Raw genomic sequence first — 22,354 nt, 5'->3', positions numbered from 1 at the left:
ACCTTGATACGCAACAACTCAATACGGCACGCGGTAGCGGTAGCCCTTGAAACTGAAGATAGCCGCTTTCGGCTGCAACTTTTCCAGTACCAGGCCGGGCGCCAGCTCCTCGCCTTCGTGGCGCAAGACCTTGTCGATCAGCAGCAGTCGGTCGGCCGGATTCTTCGAATAGATATAGCCGCCGATGGCGACCGCGGGGATTTGCCGCTGTATCGGCTCGGGCAAGTCGCGCATGCCGGGCACGCTCTCTTCCGCTGCAGGCGCAGGTACGGCAGGAGCCGGAGCGGGGACAGACGGCGCGGCCTGACCGGGCGACTCCTGCTTCGGTTCCGGCACGGGCCTGGCATGGTGCACGGGCGCGGCGGTGGCCGCCGGCGGCACGGGCGTGACTTGCGCAACAGGATGCGGCGCAGGTGCGGGGGCCGCCGGTGGTGCAGCTGCTGGCATCGGCGCGGGCACAGCCTGGGCCAGCACGGCTGGAACGACAGCAATCGCCGCAGGTGCCGTGGCCGCAGCCTGCCAAGGCTGCCACAGCAGCAATGCGGCCGCCACGACTACCGTCACGCCGCCCAGCGCCAGCCAGACGGGGGCGCGCCGCGACGCGCCGGACGCGGCGGCATCATGCAGCTGCACTTGCGGTGCGTGGATCGACGGCAGCTCGCCCAGCTGGCGCTCGGCTTGCGATTTTTTCAGTGCTTCAAGTATGTAGGACATCTTATTTCCCCGCCACCATCGCCGTCGCAGCGGGCGCCGCCACGGCAGGAGCTGCGCTGCTCAGGCGCGGCTCCGTGTTATCGCCCAGCTGCATCAGGCGTATGTACGTTTTCGGGCCCGCCAGGCCATCGGCCCGCAGGTTCTGGCTTTGCTGGAAAGCCCGCAGCTGGCCTTGCATCTCGGCATCAAGCGGCAGATTGGCGGCCGGCGCAGGCAAGCCCCGCTGTTGCGCCAGGCGCTGCGCCAGCCAGTCCACGTCGGCGCCGCGTGCGCCCAGCGGCACCTCGTCGCGCCAGCTGCGCGGGGCCCGCCAGAAGGTCGTGAAACCGCCATCGCTGCGCTGCGCCAGCTGGGCCAGCGGCAGGCTTTGCTGCTTGCCGTCCAGCATCAAGGTGGCCATTTCGTCCTGCAAGCGCGTCAGCAGCGCCAGCTGTTCCCGCCCCTCCCCGTCGCGCAGGGTCAGCAGGGCGGGACGGTCCAGCACGCGCAGCTCGGCGATGCCGCCCCGGCTGTGCAGGCAGCGCAGGCCGGCGCGGGCGCCCGCCTGGCAAGCGTCGCCGGCCGGCAACTGCTCGCCCCACAGGGCGGCCAGCTGGCGCAGCACGGCGTTGCGGTCCGGCACGCTGACCGGTGCGGGCACGGATGCGGCGGCAGCCACCACGGCGGAGGCGGCCGGCACGGAGGCGGCCAAGACAGGTACAGCAGGCACGGCGGACGGGGACGGCATGAAATGCCAGGCCAGCGCGGCCGTGACCAGCGCGCCGGCCAGCACGCCACCGGCCACGTGCGGCCAGCGCAGGCCCCGTCCGGCAACCGGCGTGCCCTCTTCCGCAAACACTTCCTCGGCGGCGCGGCGCAGGATCTGGCGCGTCACCTGCGGCTGGTTTTCCACGTAGGCGCCCAGCAGCGCGCGGTCGCACAACAGGTTGATGCGGCGCGGCACTCCCTTGCTCAAGGCATGGATATGCGCCATCAAACGGGGCGCGAACGGTGTCTGCGCCGTGCTGCCCGCCACGGCCAGGCGGTGGCGGATATAGCTGGCCGTCTCGTCCGCCGTCAGCGAACCGAGGTGATAACGGGCGATCACGCGCTGCGCCAGCTGCTCCAGCTCGGGCCGGGCCAGCATGGCGCGCAATTCCGGCTGGCCGATGAGGATGATCTGCAGCAACTTGCGTTCGCTCGTCTCCAGGTTGGTCAGCAAGCGCAATTGCTCCAGCACGGCGGCGGACAGGTTTTGCGCTTCGTCAATGATCAGCACATTGTTCTTGCCCTGCGCATGGCTGGACAGCAAGTGCGCATTGATGGCGTCGACATAGCCTTTCACGCTGACCACGCCGGGCGCCAGGGCGATGCGGAACTCCTCGCAGATCGACAGCAGCAATTCCTCGACGGACAGTTTCGGATTGAAGATATACGCGAGCTGGCAGTTTTCCGGAATCTGCTCCATGAAGCAGCGGCACACGGTGGTCTTGCCGGCGCCGATTTCCCCCGTCAGCAGCACGAAGCCGCCGCCGCTGCCCACGCCATACAGCAAATGCGCCAGCGCTTCGCGGTGGCGTTCGCTCATGAACAGGTAGCGCGGATCGGGGGCGATCGAGAACGGCGATTGCTTGAGCTGGAAATAATGCGTGTACATGGAGACCCTGCGGATGAAACGATCAAAATGCGCGGCGGCAAGCCGAACCCCTCATCGGGTGCGGGCGGGCGGCAACGGCTTGTATTTGGCGCAATACACTTTCGCCTTGCTGCGAAAGTAGACGATTTTACTGCCAGGCACGGAACCACGGACAGGAAAGGCGGAATTGTCGAGTTTATTGAAACGCAGGCCCGACACGCCGCGGATGGCCGGCTCCAGCTTTTCCGGTGTCGAGTCCGCCACCACGCCCATGAAGACGAGGGGACTGGTGTCGTCGCTGACGATGACGTCGGTAATCGGCGCGCCCCACAAGGTGGCGTCCGTGCGGAACCAGTAGGCGCCCCCTTCATGCTTGTAGGCGGGGCCGAAAGCCGTCAGCAGATAGGCATAAAAGGCCTTGTTGTCGATCTGGTCGATGCACAGCACGGCATTGCCCACCACTTGCCCGAACGTGGACGGCGGCGGCTTTTGCTGCGCCAGCACGCCGGACATGGGCGTACCCAGGGCCAGCAGGGCGAACGCCGCCAGCAGGGCCGGCGCACGCCACGGGCGCGACAGTAAGCGACGCAGGCGCATGATCAGCGCTTGCGCTCTTCTTTCTTGACCTTCTTGGCTTCCTTCTTTTCCTTCATGGTCTTGGCCGGTTCCTTCTTGGCTTCCTTCTTGCTGTCCTGTGCCTTGCTCATTATCTACTCCATACCTGGGCGAAAATGCCTGGGCCATTATGACACTCCCCCATGAAAATGCCACCCGAAAAGCAAAACGGCCGCACAGGGCGGCCGTTCCAGTCACGCGTCAGCGCACACTCAGTGCAGGCACAGGCGGCGGCGCGTCTTTTCGATCAGCTCCGTATCGTAGGGATACAGGTTCTCGATAAAGAACAATTCCGTTTCGGCCTCGTCTTCCAGGCACATTTCGATCATGACCGGACCATCGCTTTCGCGGCCCAGGAAATCCTTCGGCCAGCGGTTCTTGCGGTGCGTGCGCATCATTTCCATGCCCAGCTTAGCCAGCGGCGCCGACACGCCGGCGGCCAGCGCCTCTTGCTGCCAGTCGTCCCAGTACTCGCTCTTTGCTGCCTTGTCGTTCATCATGCTCTTCCAACTCAGGTGTAAAAGGCGGACTTTACTCTTCATGGCGCCCCTTGCCAAGCATGCACACAAGCAACACCACAGCGCGCGGCGCAGACCAGTCCGAAAAAATTGGCATTAAACAAGGCCAATTTCAATACCATTCGCCCCACATAAAAATCCTTTTATTAACAACAACTTGCAATCACACCCTCGGGCATGGCACGGCATCGCGCAACGCATTTGTTAATACCACTTAAATACCTGTTGACAAGCCATCTGGGCGACAATATAGTGCCTTCAGCTTTTTCGCCGCCCGACAAATAAAAGAACCGAGACAGGCGCATTCAACCAAACGCGGGACTGCACAACATGATCGAATACATAATCGGCGTCGACGGCGGGGGCAGCGGAACCCGCGTACGCCTGGCGCGCCTCGATGGCGAGGAACTGGCGCAGGGACAAAGCGGCCCATCCGGCCTGGGACTGGGCATCGAACGGGCCTGGACCTCCGTGGCGCACGCCGTCACCCTGGCCTTCCGCGCCGCCGGACTGGAACAGCCATCGTTGCAGCGCATGGCCATCGGCCTGGGCCTGGCCGGCGTGCACAACAAGCAGTGGGCCGCCAGCTTCGTCGAACACAATCCCGGCTATGCCTTGGTGGCGCTCGAATCGGACGCCCTGACCACCCTGCTGGGCGCGCATGCGGGCCAGCCGGGCGCCATCGTGGCCATCGGCACGGGCAGCGTGGGCGAAGTGCTGCACGCGGACGGCAGCCGCCATGAAGTGGGCGGCTGGGGCTTCCCCTCCGGTGACGAAGCGGGCGGCGCCTGGATCGGCATGCGCGCCATCAACCACGCGCAGCAAGTGGTTGACGGGCGCGTGCCCGGCAGCGCCTTCGCCACGGCCATCATCGATGCCTGCGGCGGCCAGCGCGACGCCATGCAAGTGTGGCTGGCGGCCGCCAGCCAGACCAATTTCGCGCAACTGGCGCGCCTGGTGCTCGAACACGCGGCCAGCAATGGCGTGGCGCGCAGCATCCTGACGGCTGCGGGCCAGCAGATCGCCCTCATCGCCAGGGCGCTCGACCCGGCAGGCGCCTTGCCCGTGGCCCTGTGCGGCGGCCTGGCCGCGCCCTTGTCGGGCTACCTGCCGGAGGAACTGTTAAAACTGGTCGTGCCGGCACAGGGCGACTCGGCCGCAGGCGGTCTGCGCCTGATACGCAAGCACTTGCAGGAGCAATGACCATGCTGGCCAAACTGTCCGCCTTCAAACCCAATCCGGCCAGCGACACGCCGCTCTACATGCAGCTGGCGAACATGCTGTCGGACGGCATCGCCAGCGGCGACTGGCGCGCCAACCAGGCCTTGCCTTCCGAGCGCGTGCTGTCGGACATCCTGGAAATCTCGCGCGTCACGGCGCGCAAGGCCATCGACATGCTGTGCGACCGGGGCATGCTGACGCGCAAGCGCGGCTCGGGCACCTACATCACGCCGAAGCTGGAACAGCCGCTGTCGCGCCTGACGAGCTTTTCGGAAGAATTGCGCCAACGTGGCTTTACGGCCGGCTCGCGCTGGCTGCAGCGCGACATCGGCGCGGCCGCGCCGCTGGAATTGCTGTCGCTGGGCCTGTCGCCGCACATGCCGGTGGCGCGCCTGCGCCGCCTGCGCACGGCCGACGAAGTGGTGATGGCGATCGAAACGACCACCATCCCCGCCCTGTACATGCCGGATCCGCAGCAGGTCACCGATTCGCTGTACGGCTACCTGGAGTCGCGCGGCACCATCCCGATGCGCGCGCTGCAGCATATCCGCGCCGTCAACGCGACGGCGGAACAGGCCAAGCTGGCCAATATCAAGACGGGTGAAGCCATGCTGCACATCACCCGTGTCAGTTATCTCGACAACGGCGCAGCGGTGGAACTGACCCACTCGTATTGCCGCAGTGATTATTATGAATTCGTAGCGGAGTCGCGCAGATGAGCAGCACTATCAAAGGCAATATCCTTACCCCCGGCGGCTGGATCCACGGCGCCATCGCCTTCGGCGAGCGGGTCGACAGCATCACGGGCGATTCCCTCCACCCGTCGAACAACAGCGACGACTATATTTTGCCCGGCTTTATCGACCTGCACGTGCATGGCGGCGCCGGCAAGGACATCATGGAAGGCGGTGAAGCCGTCTACACCATCGCGGCCATCCACGCGCGCCACGGCACCACCAGCCTGCTGGCCACCACCATGACGGCGCCGCCGGAAGATATCGACATGGCCCTGACGGCCATCGGCATCGCCGCCAACAACCGCCGCCCGAACACGGCGCGCGTGCTGGGCGCCCACCTGGAAGGCCCATACATCAATGCCGGCAAGCTCGGTGCGCAGCCCAACTATGCGCGCGCCGCCAACCTGGCAGAGATCGAGCGCCTGCAAACGCTGGCCAAGCTGCGCGTCATCACCGTGGCGCCGGAAATCGCCGGCCACCTGGACCTGGTGCGCGCACTGGCCGATGCCGGCGTGCGCGTGCAGATCGGCCACACGCTCGGCTCCTATGAAGACGGCGTGGCCGCGCTGGAACACGGCGCCATGGGTTTCACGCATCTGTTCAACGCCATGAGCGGCCTGCACCACCGCGAGCCGGGCATGGTCGGCGCCGCCCTGGCGCACGCCGAATACGCGGAACTGATCCCCGACCTGCTGCACGTGCATCCGGGCGCCATCAAGGTGGCCCTGCGCGCCATCCCGCGCCTGTACTGCGTCACCGATTCCACCGCCGCCACCGGCATGCCGGACGGCGAATACATGCTGGGCCGCCACGCCGTGCAGAAATGCATGGGCGGCGTGCGCCTGCCCGACGGCACCCTGGCGGGCAGCACCCTGACCCTGGACCAGGCGCTGCGCAACCTGGTGGGACTGGGACTGGACCTGGCCGATGCGTCCAAGCGCGTGTCGACCAACGCCGCCGATTACCTGGGCCTGGAAGAACGTGGCCGGCTGGCCCCCGGTACTTACGCCGATCTGGTGGTACTCGATCGCGATCTCAAACTCAAAGCTGTGTATATAGAAGGAGAAATCTGTGACCTCAATGATGCTTAAAGAAGCCATTTCCGCCGCCGAATGCGTCGCCCTGCAACTGGCCAGCGACACGGAACGCTACGCGGAACTGGGCCGCAAATTGAGGAGCACCTCGTTCTCGACCGCGCTGACCATCGCGCGCGGCAGCTCGGACCACGCCTGCAACTACGTCGCTTACCTGATCATGGCGCGCCTGGGCCGCGTCGTCGCGTCCCTGCCGATGTCGCTGGTGACGCTGAACAAGTCGCCGCTGGTGACGCGCGACACCTTGGCCATCTCGATCTCGCAATCGGGCCAGAGCCCGGACGTGGTCGAGCCGATCCGCTACTTCCGCGACGGCGGTGCCACCACCGTGGCCCTCGTCAACGACATCGATTCGCCGCTGGCGCACGCCGCCGAATGGGCCATGCCCCTGCGCGCCGGCAAGGAACAAAGCGTCGCCGCCACCAAGAGCTTCATCACCAGCCTGGTCGCCGGCGCGCGCATGGTGGCCCAGTGGCAGAACGACCCCGAGCTGCAGGCGGGCCTGGAAGCGCTGCCCGAAGCGCTGCTCGAAGCGACCCGCGTCGACTGGTCGCCCGCCATCGACGTGCTGGCTCCGGCCCGCAACATCATGGTCGTGGGACGCGGCATCAGCTTCCCCGTGGCGCTGGAAGCGGCACTGAAATTCAAGGAAACCTCGGCCCTGCAGGCGGAAGCGTTCAGCGGCGCCGAAATCAAGCACGGTCCGATGGCCCTGATCGAAGACGGCTACCCGCTGCTGATCTTTGCAACGCGCGGCCCGACCCAGGCCGGCCTGCTGCAACTGGCCACAGAGATGCGCGGCCGCGGCGCCAAGGTCTTGCTGGCGGCCCCCGCCAACGTGGCCGAACGCGACCTGACCCTGCCCGTGGCGGCCACGCCGGATCTCGATCCGATCGTCGCCATCCAGTCCTTCTACGTGATGGCGGCCAAGCTGTCTGCCGCGCGCGGCATGGACCCGGATGCGCCGCGTCACCTGAGCAAGGTCACCAAGACGAATTAACAGGCAGTACCCGGCAGTCCCGCGCCCGGCACGGGGCGTGGCTGCCGGCAGCAGCACCCGAATATAAGCGACGGCAAGGGCATGTACCCGCGCCGCGGACTCATGGACATTGGAGCCTCGCGCTCCAGGATAAAAATGACGATCAAGAGACTGTTGGCGGTTGTTGCCTGCGCGGGGATGCTCGCGCCGCAGGCATGGGCTGCCGAAAAAATCGAATTCTGGACCTTCAGCATGAAGCCCAAGTTCACGCCGTATTTCAATACGGTGGTGGCGCGCTATGAGGCGCAGAATCCCGGTGTCAAGATCGAATGGATCGACTTCCCGTGGGACGTCATCCAGACCAAGCTGGTCACGCGCATCGTGGCCGGCACGCCGCCCGCACTGGTCAGCCTGAACGTGCCCTGGGCCGACGAATTTGCGCGCGACGGCTTGCTCACACAAGTCGATGGCCTGATCGCGGAGGCGCGCGCCAGCTACATTCCCAGCGCCCTGGCAGACTTGCGCTTCAAGGGCGACACCTACGGTTTTCCCATGTACAGCAATGTCGCGGTGATCGCCTTCAATACCGCCATTTTCAAGCAGGCGGGACTCACGCGCGGCCCTGCCAGCCTCGATGAACAGCTGGCGTTTGCGCGCCAGATCGCGCAACGCACAGGCAAGGCCGGCATCGCCCCCGCCCTGTCGAAAATCGACGGCCTGTTCATGCAGCAGGGCCTGGCCGTGATCACCGACAACCGCGCCGTCTTCAATTCGCCGCAGCACGTGGCGCTGGTGCAAAAGCTGGCCGACACCTATAAAGTGGGCGGCCTGCTGAAGGAAAGCCTGTTCGCCGAAGACAATTTTCCGGCCGTGATCGACGCCTACAAGGGCGGCCGCCTGGGCATGTTGCTGGCGCCGCCCACGGCCATGCAGCGCATCCGTGGCGATGCGAAAGATATCTACGCCATCACCGATGTGGCGCCCGCGCCGCTGGGCCCCACCGGCATCGCCGACGGCGGCTGGCTGGTGCACTTCGCCATTCCGAAAGGCGTGCCGGCGCGCCAGTTGCCATCGGTGGGCAAGTTCGCGCGCTTCCTGACAAACGACGAAAACCAGCTGGCCTTCGCGCGCCAGGCCAGCGTCTTCCCCACCACGGTGAAAGCGGCGGCCGACCCGTTCTTCCTCGCCACGCCGAAGAACGCGGGCGCGGCCGAAAAGGCGGTGGCCGCCGGCGCCCTGTCGATGGGCCACTCGCGCACCCTGTACGTGGCCGGCATCGACGACTACGACGAATTGCGCCGCTCGCTGGTGAAAGCCGTCGAAGCGGGCGTGACGGGCAAGCAGGATGTGAAACAGGCGCTGGACCAGGCCGTCGCCATCTGGAACCGCAAGCTGGCCACCCTGCCGCGCCACTGAGGACATGATGAAACCCGCCCACCGCCATACCGTGCAAGCCTGGCTGTTCCTCGCCCCCGCCCTGCTGCTGCTGGCCGCCTTTTCCTTCTGGCCCGTCGGCTACGGCTCCGTGCTGGCGTTTACCGACTACAGCCTGATACGCGAGACGCGCTTCGTCGGCCTCGATAACTTCCGCTATATCTTCAACAACGAGATGTTTGTCTCGGGCCTGAAAAACTCGCTGATGTTCTTGCTGATGGTGCCCTTCGTGCAGGTGGGCGCCATCACGCTGGCCGTGCTGGTGAACAACCGCCTGCCCGGCATCCGTCTCTTCCGCGCCGCCTTCTACGTGCCGGTGGTGACCACCGTTTCCGTGGTCGGCATCATGTGGGGCTTCATGTTCCACGAACAGGGCGCGCTGAACTACGTGATGATGACGTTAAAACTGGTGAATGCGCCCGTGGGCTGGCTGTCGAACGACAGCCTGGCCCTGTTTGCCGTCATGTTCGTCACCCTGTGGCGCGGCCTGGGCTGGTACATGGTGATGTATCTGGCGGCGCTGCAAGCTATCCCGTCAGACATGCAGGAAGCGGCCATGCTCGATGGCGCCAACCGCTGGCAGCGCTTCTGGAAGATCACCGTACCGATGCTGCGCCCGACCATCATGCTGTGCTCCATCCTGTCCGTGCTGGCGGCCCTGAAGGCATACCAGGAAGTCGACGTCCTGACCCAGGGCGGGCCGATGAATTCCACCTTCACGGCGCTGTACTACGCGTATGACCAGGGTCTCAAACACTTGAAACTGCCGCGCGCGCTGGCCGCCAGCTTCGTCGTGTCCCTATTTTGCATCGGCATCGCCCTGCTGTGCCTGCGCTACCTCAAACCCAAGCACCGCTGACAGGGGCATGTCCATGAAAAACCGCTCCCGCTCCCTGCAAACCCGCTTGCAGCTGTTTGGCCAATATGCGGGCCACTATGCCGTGCTGTGCGCGATCGCCGTCGTCTGCGTCTTCCCGTTCTGGTGGACCCTGGTGACGGCCATTTCTACGGAAGGCAATATCTTCGCCTTCCCGCCCACCTTCTGGCCGAAGGCGCCCTCCTTCGACAACTTCATCGAAGTGTTCAACGCGATCCCCATCTGGTCGTTCTTCAGGAACTCCGTGCTGATCGCCGTGTTCACCGTGTTCTGGAAACTGCTGCTGTGCTCACTGGCCGCGTATCCGCTGGCGCGCCTGAAATTCCGCGGCCGCAAACTCGTGTTCGGCCTGATCCTGGCCACGCTGGTGCTGCCATCGGAAGTGAACTTCCTCGTCAACTTCATCACCATCACGCAAATGAGCCTGGTCGACACCTACACGGGCGTGATCCTGCCCAACGTGGTGACGGCCGTGGCCATTTTGCTGCTCAAGCAGGCGTTCGAGGAAGTGCCGCAAGACCTGATCGACGCGGCGCGCGTCGATGGCGCCTCCGAGTGGGTGATCTTCAGCCGCATCATGCTGCCTTTGATCACGCCATGGCTGGCCACTGTCGGCATCCTGACGGCCGTCGAATCGTGGAATGAATACATCTGGCCCTCCATCGTCATGAGCAAACCCGATGAATTCCCCCTGTCGGTGGGCGTGCTGTACTTGCGCGGCACCTTCGGCAGCAGCACGCGCGTGATCGCGGCCGGCACCCTGATCACCATCGTGCCAACCCTGCTCGCCTTCCTGTTTACCCAACGCTTCTTCATGCGCGGCATGGACGGCGCAGTCAAATGAAAACGTCTCTCGATAAGGAAGCCTCCATGCACGACCAGCGCATCAGCATCAGCAAGAAAGCACGCAGTCCGATTTCCTGGGTGCCCACCTTGTACTTCGCCCAGGGCCTGCCGTTCTACGCCGTGGCCCTGGTGGCCGGCCTGATGTTCAAGAGCATGGGCGTGCCGAACGACCAGATCGCCCGCTGGACGGGCCTGATCGGCTTTGCCTGGGTCTTCAAGTCGCTGTGGAGTCCCTTCCTGGAGCTGGCATCGAGCAAGAAGACCATGGTGGTGCTATTCCAGTTCCTCGGTGGCCTGAGCCTGGGCCTGATCGCGCTGGCCCTGCAAACGCCGCTGTGGTTTGCCGCCTGCATCGCCGTGCTGTTCGTCGCCGCGCTGGCCTCGTCGACGCACGACATCGTGTGCGACGGCCTGTATATTGCCAGCCTGTCGGACAAGCAGCAGGCCGCCTACGCGGGCTGGCAAGGCGCCTTCTTCAACGCGGGCAAATTCATCTCGCTGGGCGGCCTGGTGATCCTGGCCGGCTACCTGGAGAAAAAAATCGGCATCAAGCCCGCCTGGTCGGTGATCTTCCTGATCATCGGCGCCATGATGCTGTCGCTGGCCGCCTACCACCTGTGGGCCCTGCCGCAGGTGCGCAACGCGGCCGTGGCCGACAAGAGCGTGGCTGGCATCAGCCGCACCCTGTGGGACGTGCTGGTCGATTTCCTGAAAAAGCCCGGCATCTGGGGCATGATCGCCTTCATCATCCTGTTCCGCGCCGGCGAGGCGCAAGTGCAGACCATCGGCCCGCTGTTCCTGCGCGAAGCGCGCGAACTGGGCGGCCTGGGCCTGTCGACGACGGAAGTGGGCGCCGTGTACGGCACGGCCGGCACCGTCGCGTTCCTGCTGGGCAGCATCGGCGGCGGCTACTTCACGTCGTGGCTGGGCCTGAAGCGCGCCATGTTCTTTCTGATCCTGGCCATGAACTTGCCAAACCTGGTGTTCTATTACCTGAGCCACAGCATGCCGACCGACCTGACCCTGATCACGGCCGCGCTCAGCGTGGAGATGTTCGGTTACGGCTTCGGCTTCGTCGGCCTGATCCTGTTCATGATGCAAGTGGTTTCCGTCGGCAAATACCAGACGGCCCACTATGCGTTCGCCACCGGCGTGATGCAGCTCGGCTTCGTGCTGTTCAAGATGATCAGCGGCGACATCCAGACGGCGCTCGGCTACAAGACCTTTTTCCTGTGGGTGCTGGTGTCGGCCGTGCCCGTCCTGATCCTGTCGCGCTTCATGCGCATCGGCCCCAAGGATACCTCCGACCAATCTGACGCCGGCGCCACGTCCGCGCCGGCCAGCGCAAGCTAGGAATCGCACAGTCCATGGCACATATCGCATTAAAGAACATCGTCAAGCTGTATGACGACAAGCACCCGGTCATCCACGGCATCGACCTCGATATCCGCGACGGCGAATTCGTCGTCTTCGTGGGGCCATCCGGTTGCGGCAAATCAACCCTGCTGCGCATGATCGCCGGGCTGGAAGACATCACGGATGGCGAGCTGCATATCGGCGGCAAGCTGGCCAACGATATCGCGCCGGCCGAGCGGGGCCTGGCCATGGTCTTCCAGAGCTACGCCCTGTATCCGCACATGACGGTGTACGAAAACATGGCCTTCGCCCTGAGCCTGGCGGGGCACAAGAAGGCAGAGGTGCGCGCCGCCGTCGAGCGCGCGGCCGAGATTCTGCAGATCACGCCTTTGCTCAAGCGCAAGCCGAAGGACCTGTCGGGCGGCCAGCGCCAGCGCGTGGCCATCGGCCGCGCCATCGTGCGCAAACCCAAGGTGTTCCTGTTCGACGAACCGTTGTCGAACCTCGATGCTTCCTTGCGCGTACAGATGCGCGTGGAGATTTCGCGCCTGCACCAGGAACTGAAAACCACCATGATCTACGTCACGCACGACCAGGTCGAGGCGATGACCCTGGGCGAGCGCATCGTCGTCTTCAACGGCGGACGCATCGAGCAGGTAGGCAGTCCGCACGAGTTGTATAACAATCCCGGCAACCTGTTCGTAGCCGGCTTCCTCGGTGCGCCGAAGATGAACTTCGTCGCTTGCGAGGCCATCGCCAGCGGCCCCGGCTCGGTGGCCGTGCGCCTGCCCGGCGGCGCCGTCATCGACGTCGAAGCGCAGGGGCAGAACGTGGCGCCGGGCGACCAGCTGACCCTGGGCGTGCGCGCCGAGCATGTCAGCCTGCGGCACGCGAACGATGCAGGCGACAACGTCGTCGACGCGGCCGTCAGCCATGTCGAATACCTGGGCGACGTGGCCATCGTGTACGCCAGCATGCCAGCTGTGGCCGAGATGCTGTCCGTCAAGCTGCCGGCCGAGGAAGGCTTGCGCCAGGCGGGCGACGCCATGCGCCTGCATCTGCCGGCGCAGCGCTGCCTGCTGTTCGATGCCAAAGGGCAAGCCCTGGCGCGCACGTTTGCCGCACCCGCTCAGCCGTTTATGTGACAATAGCCGCTCTGTATCATGCCGCTTCTGTTTGACTTATGCAGGCAGACTGGCAGAATGATGTTTTTTCGAGCTTCCTTGCCCCTCTGGCAATGCCAATGCACGATGTTGCGGCTGCCAGTGCAGGTGCGTATTTTTGTTATTGATTGAAGGATAACCCATGTCCCAATTCCGTCTTGCCCGTCTTAGCCTGCTCCTGGCCGCCATCGGCCTCAATGTCCTGCCATCCCTGTCGCACGCGCAGGATGCCAAGCCAGCCGCCGCTGCTGCCGCTCCGGCCGACTCGGTGCGCCCTGAAGTGTTCAAGCTGCTCGATCCGACCGCCGTGAAGGCATCGATGGATGCCAAGAACTACGCCGACGTGCAAAGCCGCATCGACCAGGCTGCCGCCATTCCGGCCCTGACGCCGTATGAAACGTTCGTGCTGAACCGCCTGCGCGTGGCGCTGGCCTCGACCACCAACAATGCGCCGATGGCCATGACGGCGCTGGAAGCGGTGATCGAATCGGGCAAGCTGGACAAGAAATCGGAAGGCGACTTCATCCAGGCACTGGCGAACTACCACTACAACGCCAAGGATTACCCGAACGCCATCAAATGGTTCACCCGTTACCAGACGGCAACGGGCGACGTGGCCACCGTGCGTCCCTACATCATCCGCTCCTATTACTTCAGCAATGATTTCGCGCGCGCCAAGCAGGAACTGATGGCCGACGTGACGGCCAAGCAGCAAGCGGGCAAGACGCCGAGCATCGAAGAGCTGCAATTGCTGGCCAACACAGGTTCGAAAAGCAAGGATCCAGCCACCTACCTGATCGCCATGGAAAACCTGGTGCGCTATTACCCGTCGGACGACTACTGGAGCGACCTGCTGGGCCGCCTGCAAGGCAAGGCCGGCTATTCGGACCGCTTCGCGCTGGACGTGCTGCGCCTGCAATTCAAGGCCGTCGACACCATGCCGCCACAGGACTACAGCGACATGGCTGAAATCGCCTTGCAGAACGCCTTCCCGACGGAAGCGAAAAAAGTCCTCGACGCCGGCTTTGCCAAAGGCGTGCTGGGCACGGGCGCAAATGCCGCCAAGCACAAGAAACTGCGCGACCAGGCCAGCAAGGCTGCCGCCGACGATGCGAAAAACATCGCCAGCGGCGAAGCCTCGGCCATGAAGAGCAAGGATGGCACGGGCTTGATCAACCTCGGTTACGCCTTCGTGACGATGGACCAGTTCGACAAAGGTATCGACCTGATCCAGAAAGGCATCGCCAAGGGCGGCCTGAAGCGCGTTGAGGACGCCAAGCTGCGCCTCGGCTATTCCTACGCCATGGCCGGCAAGAAAGACGACGCCATCAAGGTCCTGGAAACGGTCAAGGGCGGCGACGGCGTGGGCGACCTGGCCCGCTACTGGATCCTGTGGCTGAACCGTCCTGCCACGGCAGCGGCAGCACCGGCAGCAGCGGCGCAGTAATTCCCGCTCCCGGCAGCACACGCAAAGCGGTTCCCGGCTCAGGCCGGGGCTGCTTTTTTTTCGACCTTTTTTCCTCCTTCCATGCCGCCAGCCACCTCCCCCGCACCTGCACCTGAACGATTGACCAGCCTGGACGCCTTTCGCGGCTTCGTGATCGTCACCATGATCTGGGTCAACTACCTGGCAGGCATGCCCGGCATTGCCTGGTGGCTCGAACATGCGGGGCCGCGCGCCGACGGCATCACCGTGCCCGACCTGGTCTTTCCCGGATTCCTGTTCATGGTCGGCATGGCCATTCCGCTGGCCTTGCAGCGCCATTGCGGCAACGTCACGCCAGCCTTGCTGGGGCGCCTGCTGTGGCGCTCCGCCAGCCTGATGCTGGCCGGCGTGGTGCTGGCGAATGTCTACCGCTACGATGCGCAGGCGGCGCTGCTGCCGCAGGCCGTCTATTTCCTCTTGTTTTATATGGCCATGATCCTGCTGTGGCGCCAGGGCGCGGGCAAGCTGGAACTGGCCGCAGGCGGCGCCCTGATGCTGTTCCTGCTGGCGACGTTCCGCGGCGAATTGAATGCGGAGTTTTCCAGCACCTGGCTGCAACCGTCATGGTGGGGCATCCTCGGCATGATCGGCTGGGCGTATCTGCTGTGCAGCCTGCTGTACCTGGCGTGCCAGGGCAGCGGCACGGCGCTGATGGGCGTGTTTGCCCTGCTGATCACGCTGTACATGGGCGGCACGGCGGGCAGCCTGGATTTCCTGCCGGCGGGTATCAACGGGTTTGTCAACGTGCCGCAAGTGCTCGGTTCGACGGCGGCCAATGTGCTGGCCGGCACCCTGGTGGGCCAGCTGTTCCTGCGCGGCGCCGCCCTGAGCCATGGGCAACGCATCCGTTTCATGGCGTGGTTCGCGCTGGGACTGTTCGCTGCCGGCCTGCTGCTGCGGCCGTATCACCACATCAACAAGATCGCGGCAACGGAATCCTATACGCTCGTGTGCAGCGCCATCATCCTGGCCCTGTTCCTCGTGTTTTATGTCGTGATCGACGTGTGGCGCTGGCGCGCCTGGGCGGTGGTGCTGTTGCCCGCCGGAACCAATGCCCTGTTCGCCTACATCGTGCCCGACCTGTGGCAGCAACTGGCGGCCGTGCTGCACCTGCCGCGCTTCTGGTGGCCGTATCTTGAAACGGGCGGCGCGGCCGGCCTGTGGAATGCCGCCGCCGTCACCGCCCTGATGCTGCTCTTCACTGCCCTGGCCACGCGTTACGGCCTGAAGCTGAAGTTCTAGACCTTGATATAGATCTTGCGCTTGTCCATGCCGTAGGCAATCAGCCAGCACAGCAACATGAAGCTGATAGCAAACAGCATGGACCCCACGCGCGCCGGCGCCCAGCCCATAAACCACTGCTGGTACAGCCACTGGTACAGGTTGCCGCTGCCGATATGCACGGTAAACGCGATGATCACCAGTACTTCCGACACCAGGTAGATAAACAGGGTGTTCTTGCCGAAGACTTCAAAGAAGTAGGTCCAGCCCGTCATTTGACGTACGTCAATGATGAACATCAGCAGCGCCAGCAGCAGCAAGTCCAGGCCGATGCCCAGCATCACGTAAGAGCTGGTCCACAGCTTCTTGTTGATCGGAAACACTTCATTCCAGCACAGGGCCACCGCCACGCAAATGGCGCCGGCCACGGCCAGCTGATACAGGCTCGAACGCAATTGCGCCGGCGCCGCCTGGCGCAGGAAACTGCCCGCCAGATAGCCGGCGATCACATTGACAATAGCCGGCAAGGTGCCGAGGATGCCTTCCGGATCGAAGGCGATGCCTTCGCCGTGGTACAAATGGCTGTCGCCCAGCAGGATCAGGTCCAGCTTGGCCGGCGCATTGCCGTGCAGGCTGTAATCGCCCCAGGTCGCCAGGATGGCCCAGTAGCCGAGCAAGGCGCAGGCACTGAACACCAGCGCGCCGCGCGTCTTCCAGTAATGCAGGATCAGGGCGGCGGCCAGGTAGCACACGGCGATGCGCTGCAGCACGCCGGGAATGCGCGTGTGCGACAGCGGCGACCAGGCGAACTGGCCCGCGTCGTCGAGCTTGAAGAAGGGGAACCAGTACAGCAGGAAGCCCAGCAGGAAGATCAGCGCGCTGCGCCTGCACAGCTTGGCCAGCACGGCGCCATGGCCCAGGTGCTCATATTTCCCCAGTGCAAAGGCCAGCGCATTGCCGACGACAAACAAAAAGCTGGGAAAAACCAGGTCCGTGAGGGTAAAACCATGCCATTCGGCATGCAGGAACGGGGCATACACGCTGCCCCAGTCGCCGGGCGTATTGACGACGATCATCAGGGCCACGGTCAGGCCGCGCAAGACGTCGAGGGCGAGATAGCGCTGGTTCATGGTTGTTTCTCCGTCAAGATAGGTGCCAGGGCCGTGCCCAGCTCCTGTCGCGCATCGCCGCTCAATTCCCAGAACATGCCACCGCGCAAGCCCTTGTCGCGGATATAGCGCACCTTGTGGGCTACCGATTGCGCATCTTCATAGCTGATGAACACGCCGCTGTCGCGGTTGTACAGATACGGTACTTGCGACGCGGCATTCCAATGGCGCTGGAAGCCGCGCGCGCCCTTGCCCTCGGCCAGGTAGCCTTGCTCGAGCAGATACCGGTAAGTAAATGTCGGCGTACCGTCATTGCCGCTGGCCGCGCCCTGGCAAGGCTGGTACAGGCCATCGCCTTGGGGACCGGCAGCGCACTGCTTCCAGCCATAGCCATAGAAGGGCACGCCCAGCACCAGCTTGGCGGCAGGCACGCCGGCGCGCAGGAAGCGCGTCACGGTGGCGTCCGCATGCAGGGCCTTGTCGTGCTGCGGATCGGCGGGATCGGCATACAGGGGCGCCAGCTGGCCACTCTCGGCATCCCATACGCCGCGGTAGTCATACGTCATCAGGTTGATCCAGTCCAGCTGCGCCGCCAGGCGGGTCAGCCAGCCGGGCGCGGCATCGCTGTCATCGCTCAGGCTGGCATGCGCGCCGGCGGCGATGGTGATCAGGTAATGGCGACCGGCATCTTGCTTGCCCGCCTGCTCGAAGGCGCTGCGCAATTCGGCAGCCAGGCGCACATAGTTTTCCTTGTCGTCGCTGCGGTGGCAGACCTTGCCTCCGATACAGGGAATGCCCCCCATAGCCGGATGTTCCCAGTCGATATCGACGCCATCGAGGCCATGCCGGCGCACCAGTTCCAGCGCGGAAGCGATGAATGCCTGGCGCGCGGCCGGCGTGGCGGCCACGTCCGAAAAGCGGTTCGACCAGATCCAGCCGCCTACCGACAGCAGGACGCGCAGGCGCGGATTACTTTGCTTGAGCGCATTGAGCTTGCGCAAGTTATCGGCATCGGCTTGCGGCGCCGGCAGCACGATGCTGCCATTGGCCGGCCGGGACGGCTGGCCCTGCGCATCCAGGCAGGCGCTCACGCCGCCGCCCTCGGGCGCCGGGTTGCCATGTTCGCCATCCCAGCAGATGTCGGCGAACGCGTACTGGATCAGGCTGACATTGCCAGCGCGAATATTGTGCTCGTTAACGGGAAAATCGGCCGATTTCCAGCCGGGATAATACGCCACCACTTCCGGCGCGAAGGCCGGCGCGGCGGGAGTGGCGGAGGCGGCCAGTGGCAGCGCGCAGGCGAAGCAAGCCAGCATTGCGTGTAATGTCATCGGAGGTATCCCACCCTATAAAAAATCCATCTTGCAATAAAAAAATGGCGGAGCCAGCTGCGCTCCGCCATTGTCATGCCATCCCGGGTGTCCGCCGGGAGGCATTAACCAAGTAAAACGTCTTACATCTTGCCACGCAGGCCAAAGAATACCTGGCGGCCGTTCTTGTAGAACGCGCGCGGCTGGTCTTTGGTCGACGCATACGACTTCAACAGCGGATCGTTCAGGTCCTTGCCTTCCAGCGACAGGGTCAGGAACTCGTTGATGTTGTAGTTGATGGAAGCCGAAACGGTGCCGACGTCATCCTGGTAAATGGCGCTCTTGCGATCCAGTCCGTTCAGGAAGGCGGAACGGAAGCTGTAGTTCAGGCGCGCGCTCCATTTGGCGTTTTCAAAGAAGCCCGACAGGTTGTACGAGTTCTTCGACGTGCCGACCATATCGCAGTTGCCTTCATCGGCGCAAGCCGATTTTGGCGCCGCTTGCGTTTCCTTGCCGTCGGCATAGGTGTAGTTGGCGCTGAAGCCGAAACCATTACTCAGGTCCTGGGTGTACTGCAGTTCCACGCCACGCACACGCGCCTTGGTATTGATGGCGGCGCTCATGTTGTAATCCGTTACGCGGCCCAGAGTCGCGTTGTAGAACTGCGCCACCGACGAACCGTAGGTGACATACGAAGCCAGTTTCATCTGATACAGGTTCACCGCGATCAGCGACTTCGGCATGAAATACCATTCCACGCCCGCATCGACGTTGTTCGACATGATCGGCTTCAGGTTCGGATTGCCGCCGGAACCGGACATCGTCAAGTCGTTCAGGCTCAAGGCACCCAGGGCGCCAAAGTCAGGACGCGCCATGGTGCGGCTGGCCGCGCCGCGCAACACGACATCCTTCGCCAGGTCCGTGCGCAAGTTCACGCTCGGCAGGAAGTTATTGTAGGTATTCGAGCTGAGGGTCGGTTTCCACACGTCGTTCGGCGATGCATTGGCCACGTCAATCTGGGTCTTGACATAACGCACACCGAAGTTACCTTGCACGTCGGCAAAGTTCAGGTCACCCATGACGTAGGCGGCATTTGCTTTTTCCGTCATCTGGAATTCGCTTTGGTAAGCATGCTTGTTATACGTCGCGTACTTTTCGCCCCACTCCTTCATCGAGGAACCGCTGAAGGTCCAGGGATTCTGCAGCACGTTAGACAAGGGACTGGTCGGATAACGCGTCAACCCTTTCGGCGCATTCTCCAGCAGGCCGGCGGCCGCTGGATAGCTGCCTTCGAGCCAGGTCAGGGAACGGTCATGCTTGGCGGTGCGCAGGCCAAAACGAATGTTCGGCACGGCGTCCCATACAGTGCTGTAGGTGCCGTCGACCTGGCCATAGTTTTCCTTGTCACGCGTGGTGACGTCCGTTGCCCAACCGGTGAAGAATGGGGCGCCGGTGCGCGGATTCAACGTCGAGGCATTGTCGATGACGACATTGGCTGGCGCATCGATGCCATGCATGGTCAGACTGCTGCCCGAATAGGCCAGCCAGCCTTCATACGCGTAGTCGCGGGCGTGACCCGTGCCGCGCGTGGTACCAACCTGGCCAGTAAACTTCAGATTGGCGTTGGCGCGGTACTTGAAGTTAAAGTCGACAAATTTCGAATCGCTGTAAGAACCTGGACGGGCAATGATGTCTTGCACCGAAGCGCCCATTGCCGAGCAATCGGCGACCGGGCACTTCGACGGGAAGGCGATCGAAGTAATCGTGTTGCCCTTGAGCGTGTAGGACGACGGGATGGCGCCGCCCACGTTGCTCCAGTTATTCGACAGGACTTGATACGGCGCCAGCATGAAGTTGGTATTGACGTTGTCCGCATCGAGACGGGTGTAGAAACCGTTGACGTTGAAGCTCAGGTCGTTCGACACCTTGTATTCGATGTCCAGCGAGCCGCCCTTGCGCTCGCGCTTTTGCTCGAACAGCGAAGAACCCGTCAGGAACGACAAAGTCTTGCCTGCGACTTCGGGATTGGCGGCAATCCAGGCTTTTGCATTCGTGTTGTCAAGCTTTTCCCACCACAGGAATTCCTGGCCCTGGCGGCGCAAGGTGCGTTTCTCGTCAAACACCTGCAGCAAGATACCCAGGTCGTTGGCTTCGTTTTTCCAGTTGATCAAGCCGCTGACTTGCACGTCGGTTTTCTTGGCCGATTCCGTGTAAGCGCCTTCGATCGAACCCATCAAGGTCAGGTTTTTCTTGAAGCTCAAGGGTTTGCGGGTTTCGATATTGACATTGCCAGCGGCGCCGCCTTCGATCAGGTCGGCTTGCGAGCTCTTGTGAACAGTCACGCGGCCGATCAACTCGGACGGGAACATACTATAGCTGACGCTGCGACCGCCGCCCGTGATATTCGAGATATACCAGTCGCCGCTCGAGACGGTGTGGCCGTTAAGGGTGGTCAAGGTCAGGTTCGATGGCGTGCCTTTGAGGCTGACGCGGTCATTGTCGCCAAAGCCACCTTCGGAGCCGCCTGCCGTGGCGACGGACACGCCAGGAATGCGCTGCAGCGAATCGGCCACGCTCTTGTCCGGCATCTTGCCTACGTCTTCGGCCGTGACGACTTCGACCAGGGAGTCGGAATTACGCTTTTGATTGAGCGACTGGGCCATTGCGGCGCGCACGCCGGTCACCACCACGACACTTGAATCCGGTTGCACTGCTTCCTGCGCCTGGGCGGCAAAACTCGCACCCAATACCATCAACCCCACGGCTGCCGCGATAGGCGTCAGGCGCGTTACACCGCTAGCTGTCAAATTGCGTTTCATGTACTCCCCCTTGATTTAGGCTCCAGGATTGGAACCTTTTCATTTTTAATGTAGGTCTTCTTTCCAGCCCGCCCATTCTCGCCGGCATGCTGCAGACCCTTCGGCACAACCACTTACAAAACCAATTCAACGCCAATATACTACTATCCAATACCAGAACACTACCAGTTGCAACTTTTTTTTTATAACGTTGTTTGAATCACACAGACCACTTTATCCAAATCAATCTGTAGCCCGTATGAGCAGGCTAAATACCTGCGAGGCCAGGCATAAATTGCTGGCCTGATAATTCAAATTGGTTTTATAACGGCCTTTTTTGGTATTATCCAGCGACACAAAACAGATACAGAGCGCGTCTGCAACGCGCCGTAACGGAGACCCTCAGCGTATGACAACCCTGGCTCACATCATGCAAGGCCTGGGGCAGACGAGTAGCCTGCCCCTGTACCAGCAACTGCAGCGCGCGCTGCGCGAAGCGATCGACAAGCGCATCCTCGGCCCCGAGGAAGCCTTGCCGGCCGAGCGACAGCTGGCCAGCGACCTGTCCGTCTCGCGCATCACCGTGCGCAAGGCCATCGATGGCCTCGTCAACGAGGGCTTGCTGGTGCGGCGCCCCGGCTCGGGCAATTTCATCAATACGCGCATCGAGAAAAATTTCGCCAAGCTGACCTCGTTTTCCGAGGACATGCGGGCGCGCGGACGCACGCCGCGCAGCGTGTGGCTCAAGCGCGCAGAGGGCACCGTCACGCCGGAAGAGGCCTTGCGCCTGCGGCTGTCGCCGGGCGCGCCCGTGTACCGTTTCCACCGCATCCGCTATGCGGACGAGGTGCCGATGTGCCTGGAGTACGCGACCATCGTCGCCAGTTGCCTGCCAGACCTCGACGCCGTCGATATCTCCATGTATGACGCGCTGGAACAGGCGGGCAACCGGCCCGTGCGCGCCTTGCAGCGCCTCAGCGCCTTGTTGTTGACGGGGGAGCAGGCCAGCCTGTTGCAGGCGGAGGAAGGTGACGCGGGCTTGTCGGTGGAAAGACTGGGCTTTTTGCGCGATGGCCGCGCCGTGGAATTTTGCCGCTCCTACTTCCGCGGCGATATGTATGACTTCGTGGCCGAATTAAGTACCAATTAATACCAGCTGCCCGAATTTCTCAATACCAGATAACACCACTTATTGCAGTGCAATATATATGCCGGTATCACGCCGAATATATGCACGGCAATGGTGCAATCATCGGCGGCG

19 protein-coding genes are annotated in these 22,354 nt (G+C 63.2%); 12 read left to right on the top strand and 7 right to left on the bottom strand.

Features of this window, described 5'->3' with window-relative positions; all coding sequences use genetic code 11:
• Positions 1-18: 18 nt before the first annotated feature.
• From SJI03_RS13355 to SJI03_RS13340, 4 genes are all read right to left on the bottom strand, one after another.
• Complete coding sequence (locus tag SJI03_RS13355) at positions 19-714, bottom strand: general secretion pathway protein GspB (protein WP_322427488.1); 696 nt, start codon at positions 712-714, stop codon at positions 19-21.
• A gap of 1 nt (position 715) precedes the next feature.
• A complete protein-coding gene (locus tag SJI03_RS13350) occupies positions 716-2,350 on the bottom strand; it encodes an AAA family ATPase (protein ID WP_322427487.1) in 1,635 nt (544 codons plus the stop codon).
• A 51-nt stretch (positions 2,351-2,401) separates the two neighbouring features.
• Complete coding sequence (locus tag SJI03_RS13345) at positions 2,402-2,926, bottom strand: hypothetical protein (RefSeq protein WP_322427486.1); 525 nt, start codon at positions 2,924-2,926, stop codon at positions 2,402-2,404.
• 230 nt (positions 2,927-3,156) lie between these two features.
• The gene (locus tag SJI03_RS13340) at positions 3,157-3,444 is read right to left on the bottom strand and encodes a hypothetical protein (RefSeq protein ID WP_099379441.1); all 288 of its coding nucleotides are present in this window, start codon (positions 3,442-3,444) and stop codon (positions 3,157-3,159) included.
• Between the two features lie 348 nt (positions 3,445-3,792).
• Between SJI03_RS13340 and SJI03_RS13335 the strand changes: the two genes are divergently transcribed.
• The 11 genes from SJI03_RS13335 (at position 3,793) to SJI03_RS13285 (ending at position 15,897) form a co-directional block, all read left to right on the top strand.
• Positions 3,793-4,665 carry a BadF/BadG/BcrA/BcrD ATPase family protein gene (locus SJI03_RS13335; protein ID WP_322427485.1) on the top strand — a complete coding sequence of 291 codons (873 nt, stop codon included), beginning with the start codon at positions 3,793-3,795 and terminating at the stop codon, positions 4,663-4,665.
• A 2-nt stretch (positions 4,666-4,667) separates the two neighbouring features.
• On the top strand, positions 4,668-5,402 hold the full coding sequence (locus SJI03_RS13330) for a GntR family transcriptional regulator (protein WP_070282815.1): 735 nt from the start codon (positions 4,668-4,670) through the stop codon (positions 5,400-5,402).
• A complete protein-coding gene (gene nagA / locus SJI03_RS13325; RefSeq protein WP_322427484.1) occupies positions 5,399-6,511 on the top strand; it encodes an N-acetylglucosamine-6-phosphate deacetylase in 1,113 nt (370 codons plus the stop codon). Before SJI03_RS13330 ends, nagA begins: the two co-directional genes overlap by 4 nt.
• Entirely contained in the window at positions 6,501-7,514 is a 1,014-nt protein-coding gene (locus SJI03_RS13320; protein WP_322427483.1) for an SIS domain-containing protein, read from the top strand. The genes nagA and SJI03_RS13320 overlap by 11 nt, the downstream gene beginning before the upstream one ends.
• Positions 7,515-7,649: 135 nt before the next feature.
• Positions 7,650-8,909, top strand: a complete 1,260-nt coding sequence (locus tag SJI03_RS13315; RefSeq protein ID WP_322427482.1) for an ABC transporter substrate-binding protein — start codon at positions 7,650-7,652, stop codon at positions 8,907-8,909.
• Between the two features lie 4 nt (positions 8,910-8,913).
• A complete protein-coding gene (locus tag SJI03_RS13310; protein ID WP_233516261.1) occupies positions 8,914-9,786 on the top strand; it encodes a carbohydrate ABC transporter permease in 873 nt (290 codons plus the stop codon).
• 13 nt (positions 9,787-9,799) lie between these two features.
• Entirely contained in the window at positions 9,800-10,648 is an 849-nt protein-coding gene (locus SJI03_RS13305; protein ID WP_322427481.1) for a carbohydrate ABC transporter permease, read from the top strand.
• A 26-nt stretch (positions 10,649-10,674) separates the two neighbouring features.
• Positions 10,675-12,003, top strand: a complete 1,329-nt coding sequence (locus SJI03_RS13300) for an MFS transporter (RefSeq protein WP_099379447.1) — start codon at positions 10,675-10,677, stop codon at positions 12,001-12,003.
• Between the two features lie 14 nt (positions 12,004-12,017).
• Complete coding sequence (locus SJI03_RS13295; protein WP_099379448.1) at positions 12,018-13,151, top strand: ABC transporter ATP-binding protein; 1,134 nt, start codon at positions 12,018-12,020, stop codon at positions 13,149-13,151.
• Between the two features lie 160 nt (positions 13,152-13,311).
• The gene (locus tag SJI03_RS13290; protein WP_099379449.1) at positions 13,312-14,616 is read left to right on the top strand and encodes a hypothetical protein; all 1,305 of its coding nucleotides are present in this window, start codon (positions 13,312-13,314) and stop codon (positions 14,614-14,616) included.
• 81 nt (positions 14,617-14,697) lie between these two features.
• The gene (locus SJI03_RS13285; protein ID WP_322427480.1) at positions 14,698-15,897 is read left to right on the top strand and encodes a DUF5009 domain-containing protein; all 1,200 of its coding nucleotides are present in this window, start codon (positions 14,698-14,700) and stop codon (positions 15,895-15,897) included.
• Here the strand turns inward: SJI03_RS13285 and SJI03_RS13280 are convergent.
• The 3 genes from SJI03_RS13280 to SJI03_RS13270 form a co-directional block, all read right to left on the bottom strand.
• Complete coding sequence (locus SJI03_RS13280) at positions 15,894-17,006, bottom strand: acyltransferase family protein (RefSeq protein ID WP_322427479.1); 1,113 nt, start codon at positions 17,004-17,006, stop codon at positions 15,894-15,896. The two genes, SJI03_RS13285 and SJI03_RS13280, sit on opposite strands and share 4 nt — an antisense overlap.
• The gene (locus SJI03_RS13275; RefSeq protein ID WP_322427478.1) at positions 17,003-18,316 is read right to left on the bottom strand and encodes a glycoside hydrolase family 18 protein; all 1,314 of its coding nucleotides are present in this window, start codon (positions 18,314-18,316) and stop codon (positions 17,003-17,005) included. The genes SJI03_RS13280 and SJI03_RS13275 overlap by 4 nt, the downstream gene beginning before the upstream one ends.
• A gap of 122 nt (positions 18,317-18,438) precedes the next feature.
• The gene (locus tag SJI03_RS13270) at positions 18,439-21,114 is read right to left on the bottom strand and encodes a TonB-dependent receptor (protein WP_322427477.1); all 2,676 of its coding nucleotides are present in this window, start codon (positions 21,112-21,114) and stop codon (positions 18,439-18,441) included.
• Between the two features lie 388 nt (positions 21,115-21,502).
• Between SJI03_RS13270 and SJI03_RS13265 the strand changes: the two genes are divergently transcribed.
• The gene (locus SJI03_RS13265; protein ID WP_077400572.1) at positions 21,503-22,243 is read left to right on the top strand and encodes a GntR family transcriptional regulator; all 741 of its coding nucleotides are present in this window, start codon (positions 21,503-21,505) and stop codon (positions 22,241-22,243) included.
• Positions 22,244-22,354 lie beyond the last annotated feature (111 nt).

The organism is Janthinobacterium sp. GMG1 (genome assembly GCF_034427795.1).
Lineage (GTDB): Bacteria > Pseudomonadota > Gammaproteobacteria > Burkholderiales > Burkholderiaceae_D > Janthinobacterium.
The sequence above is the reverse complement of the archived record's forward strand: the minus strand, read 5'-3'. Positions and strand labels throughout refer to the sequence as shown.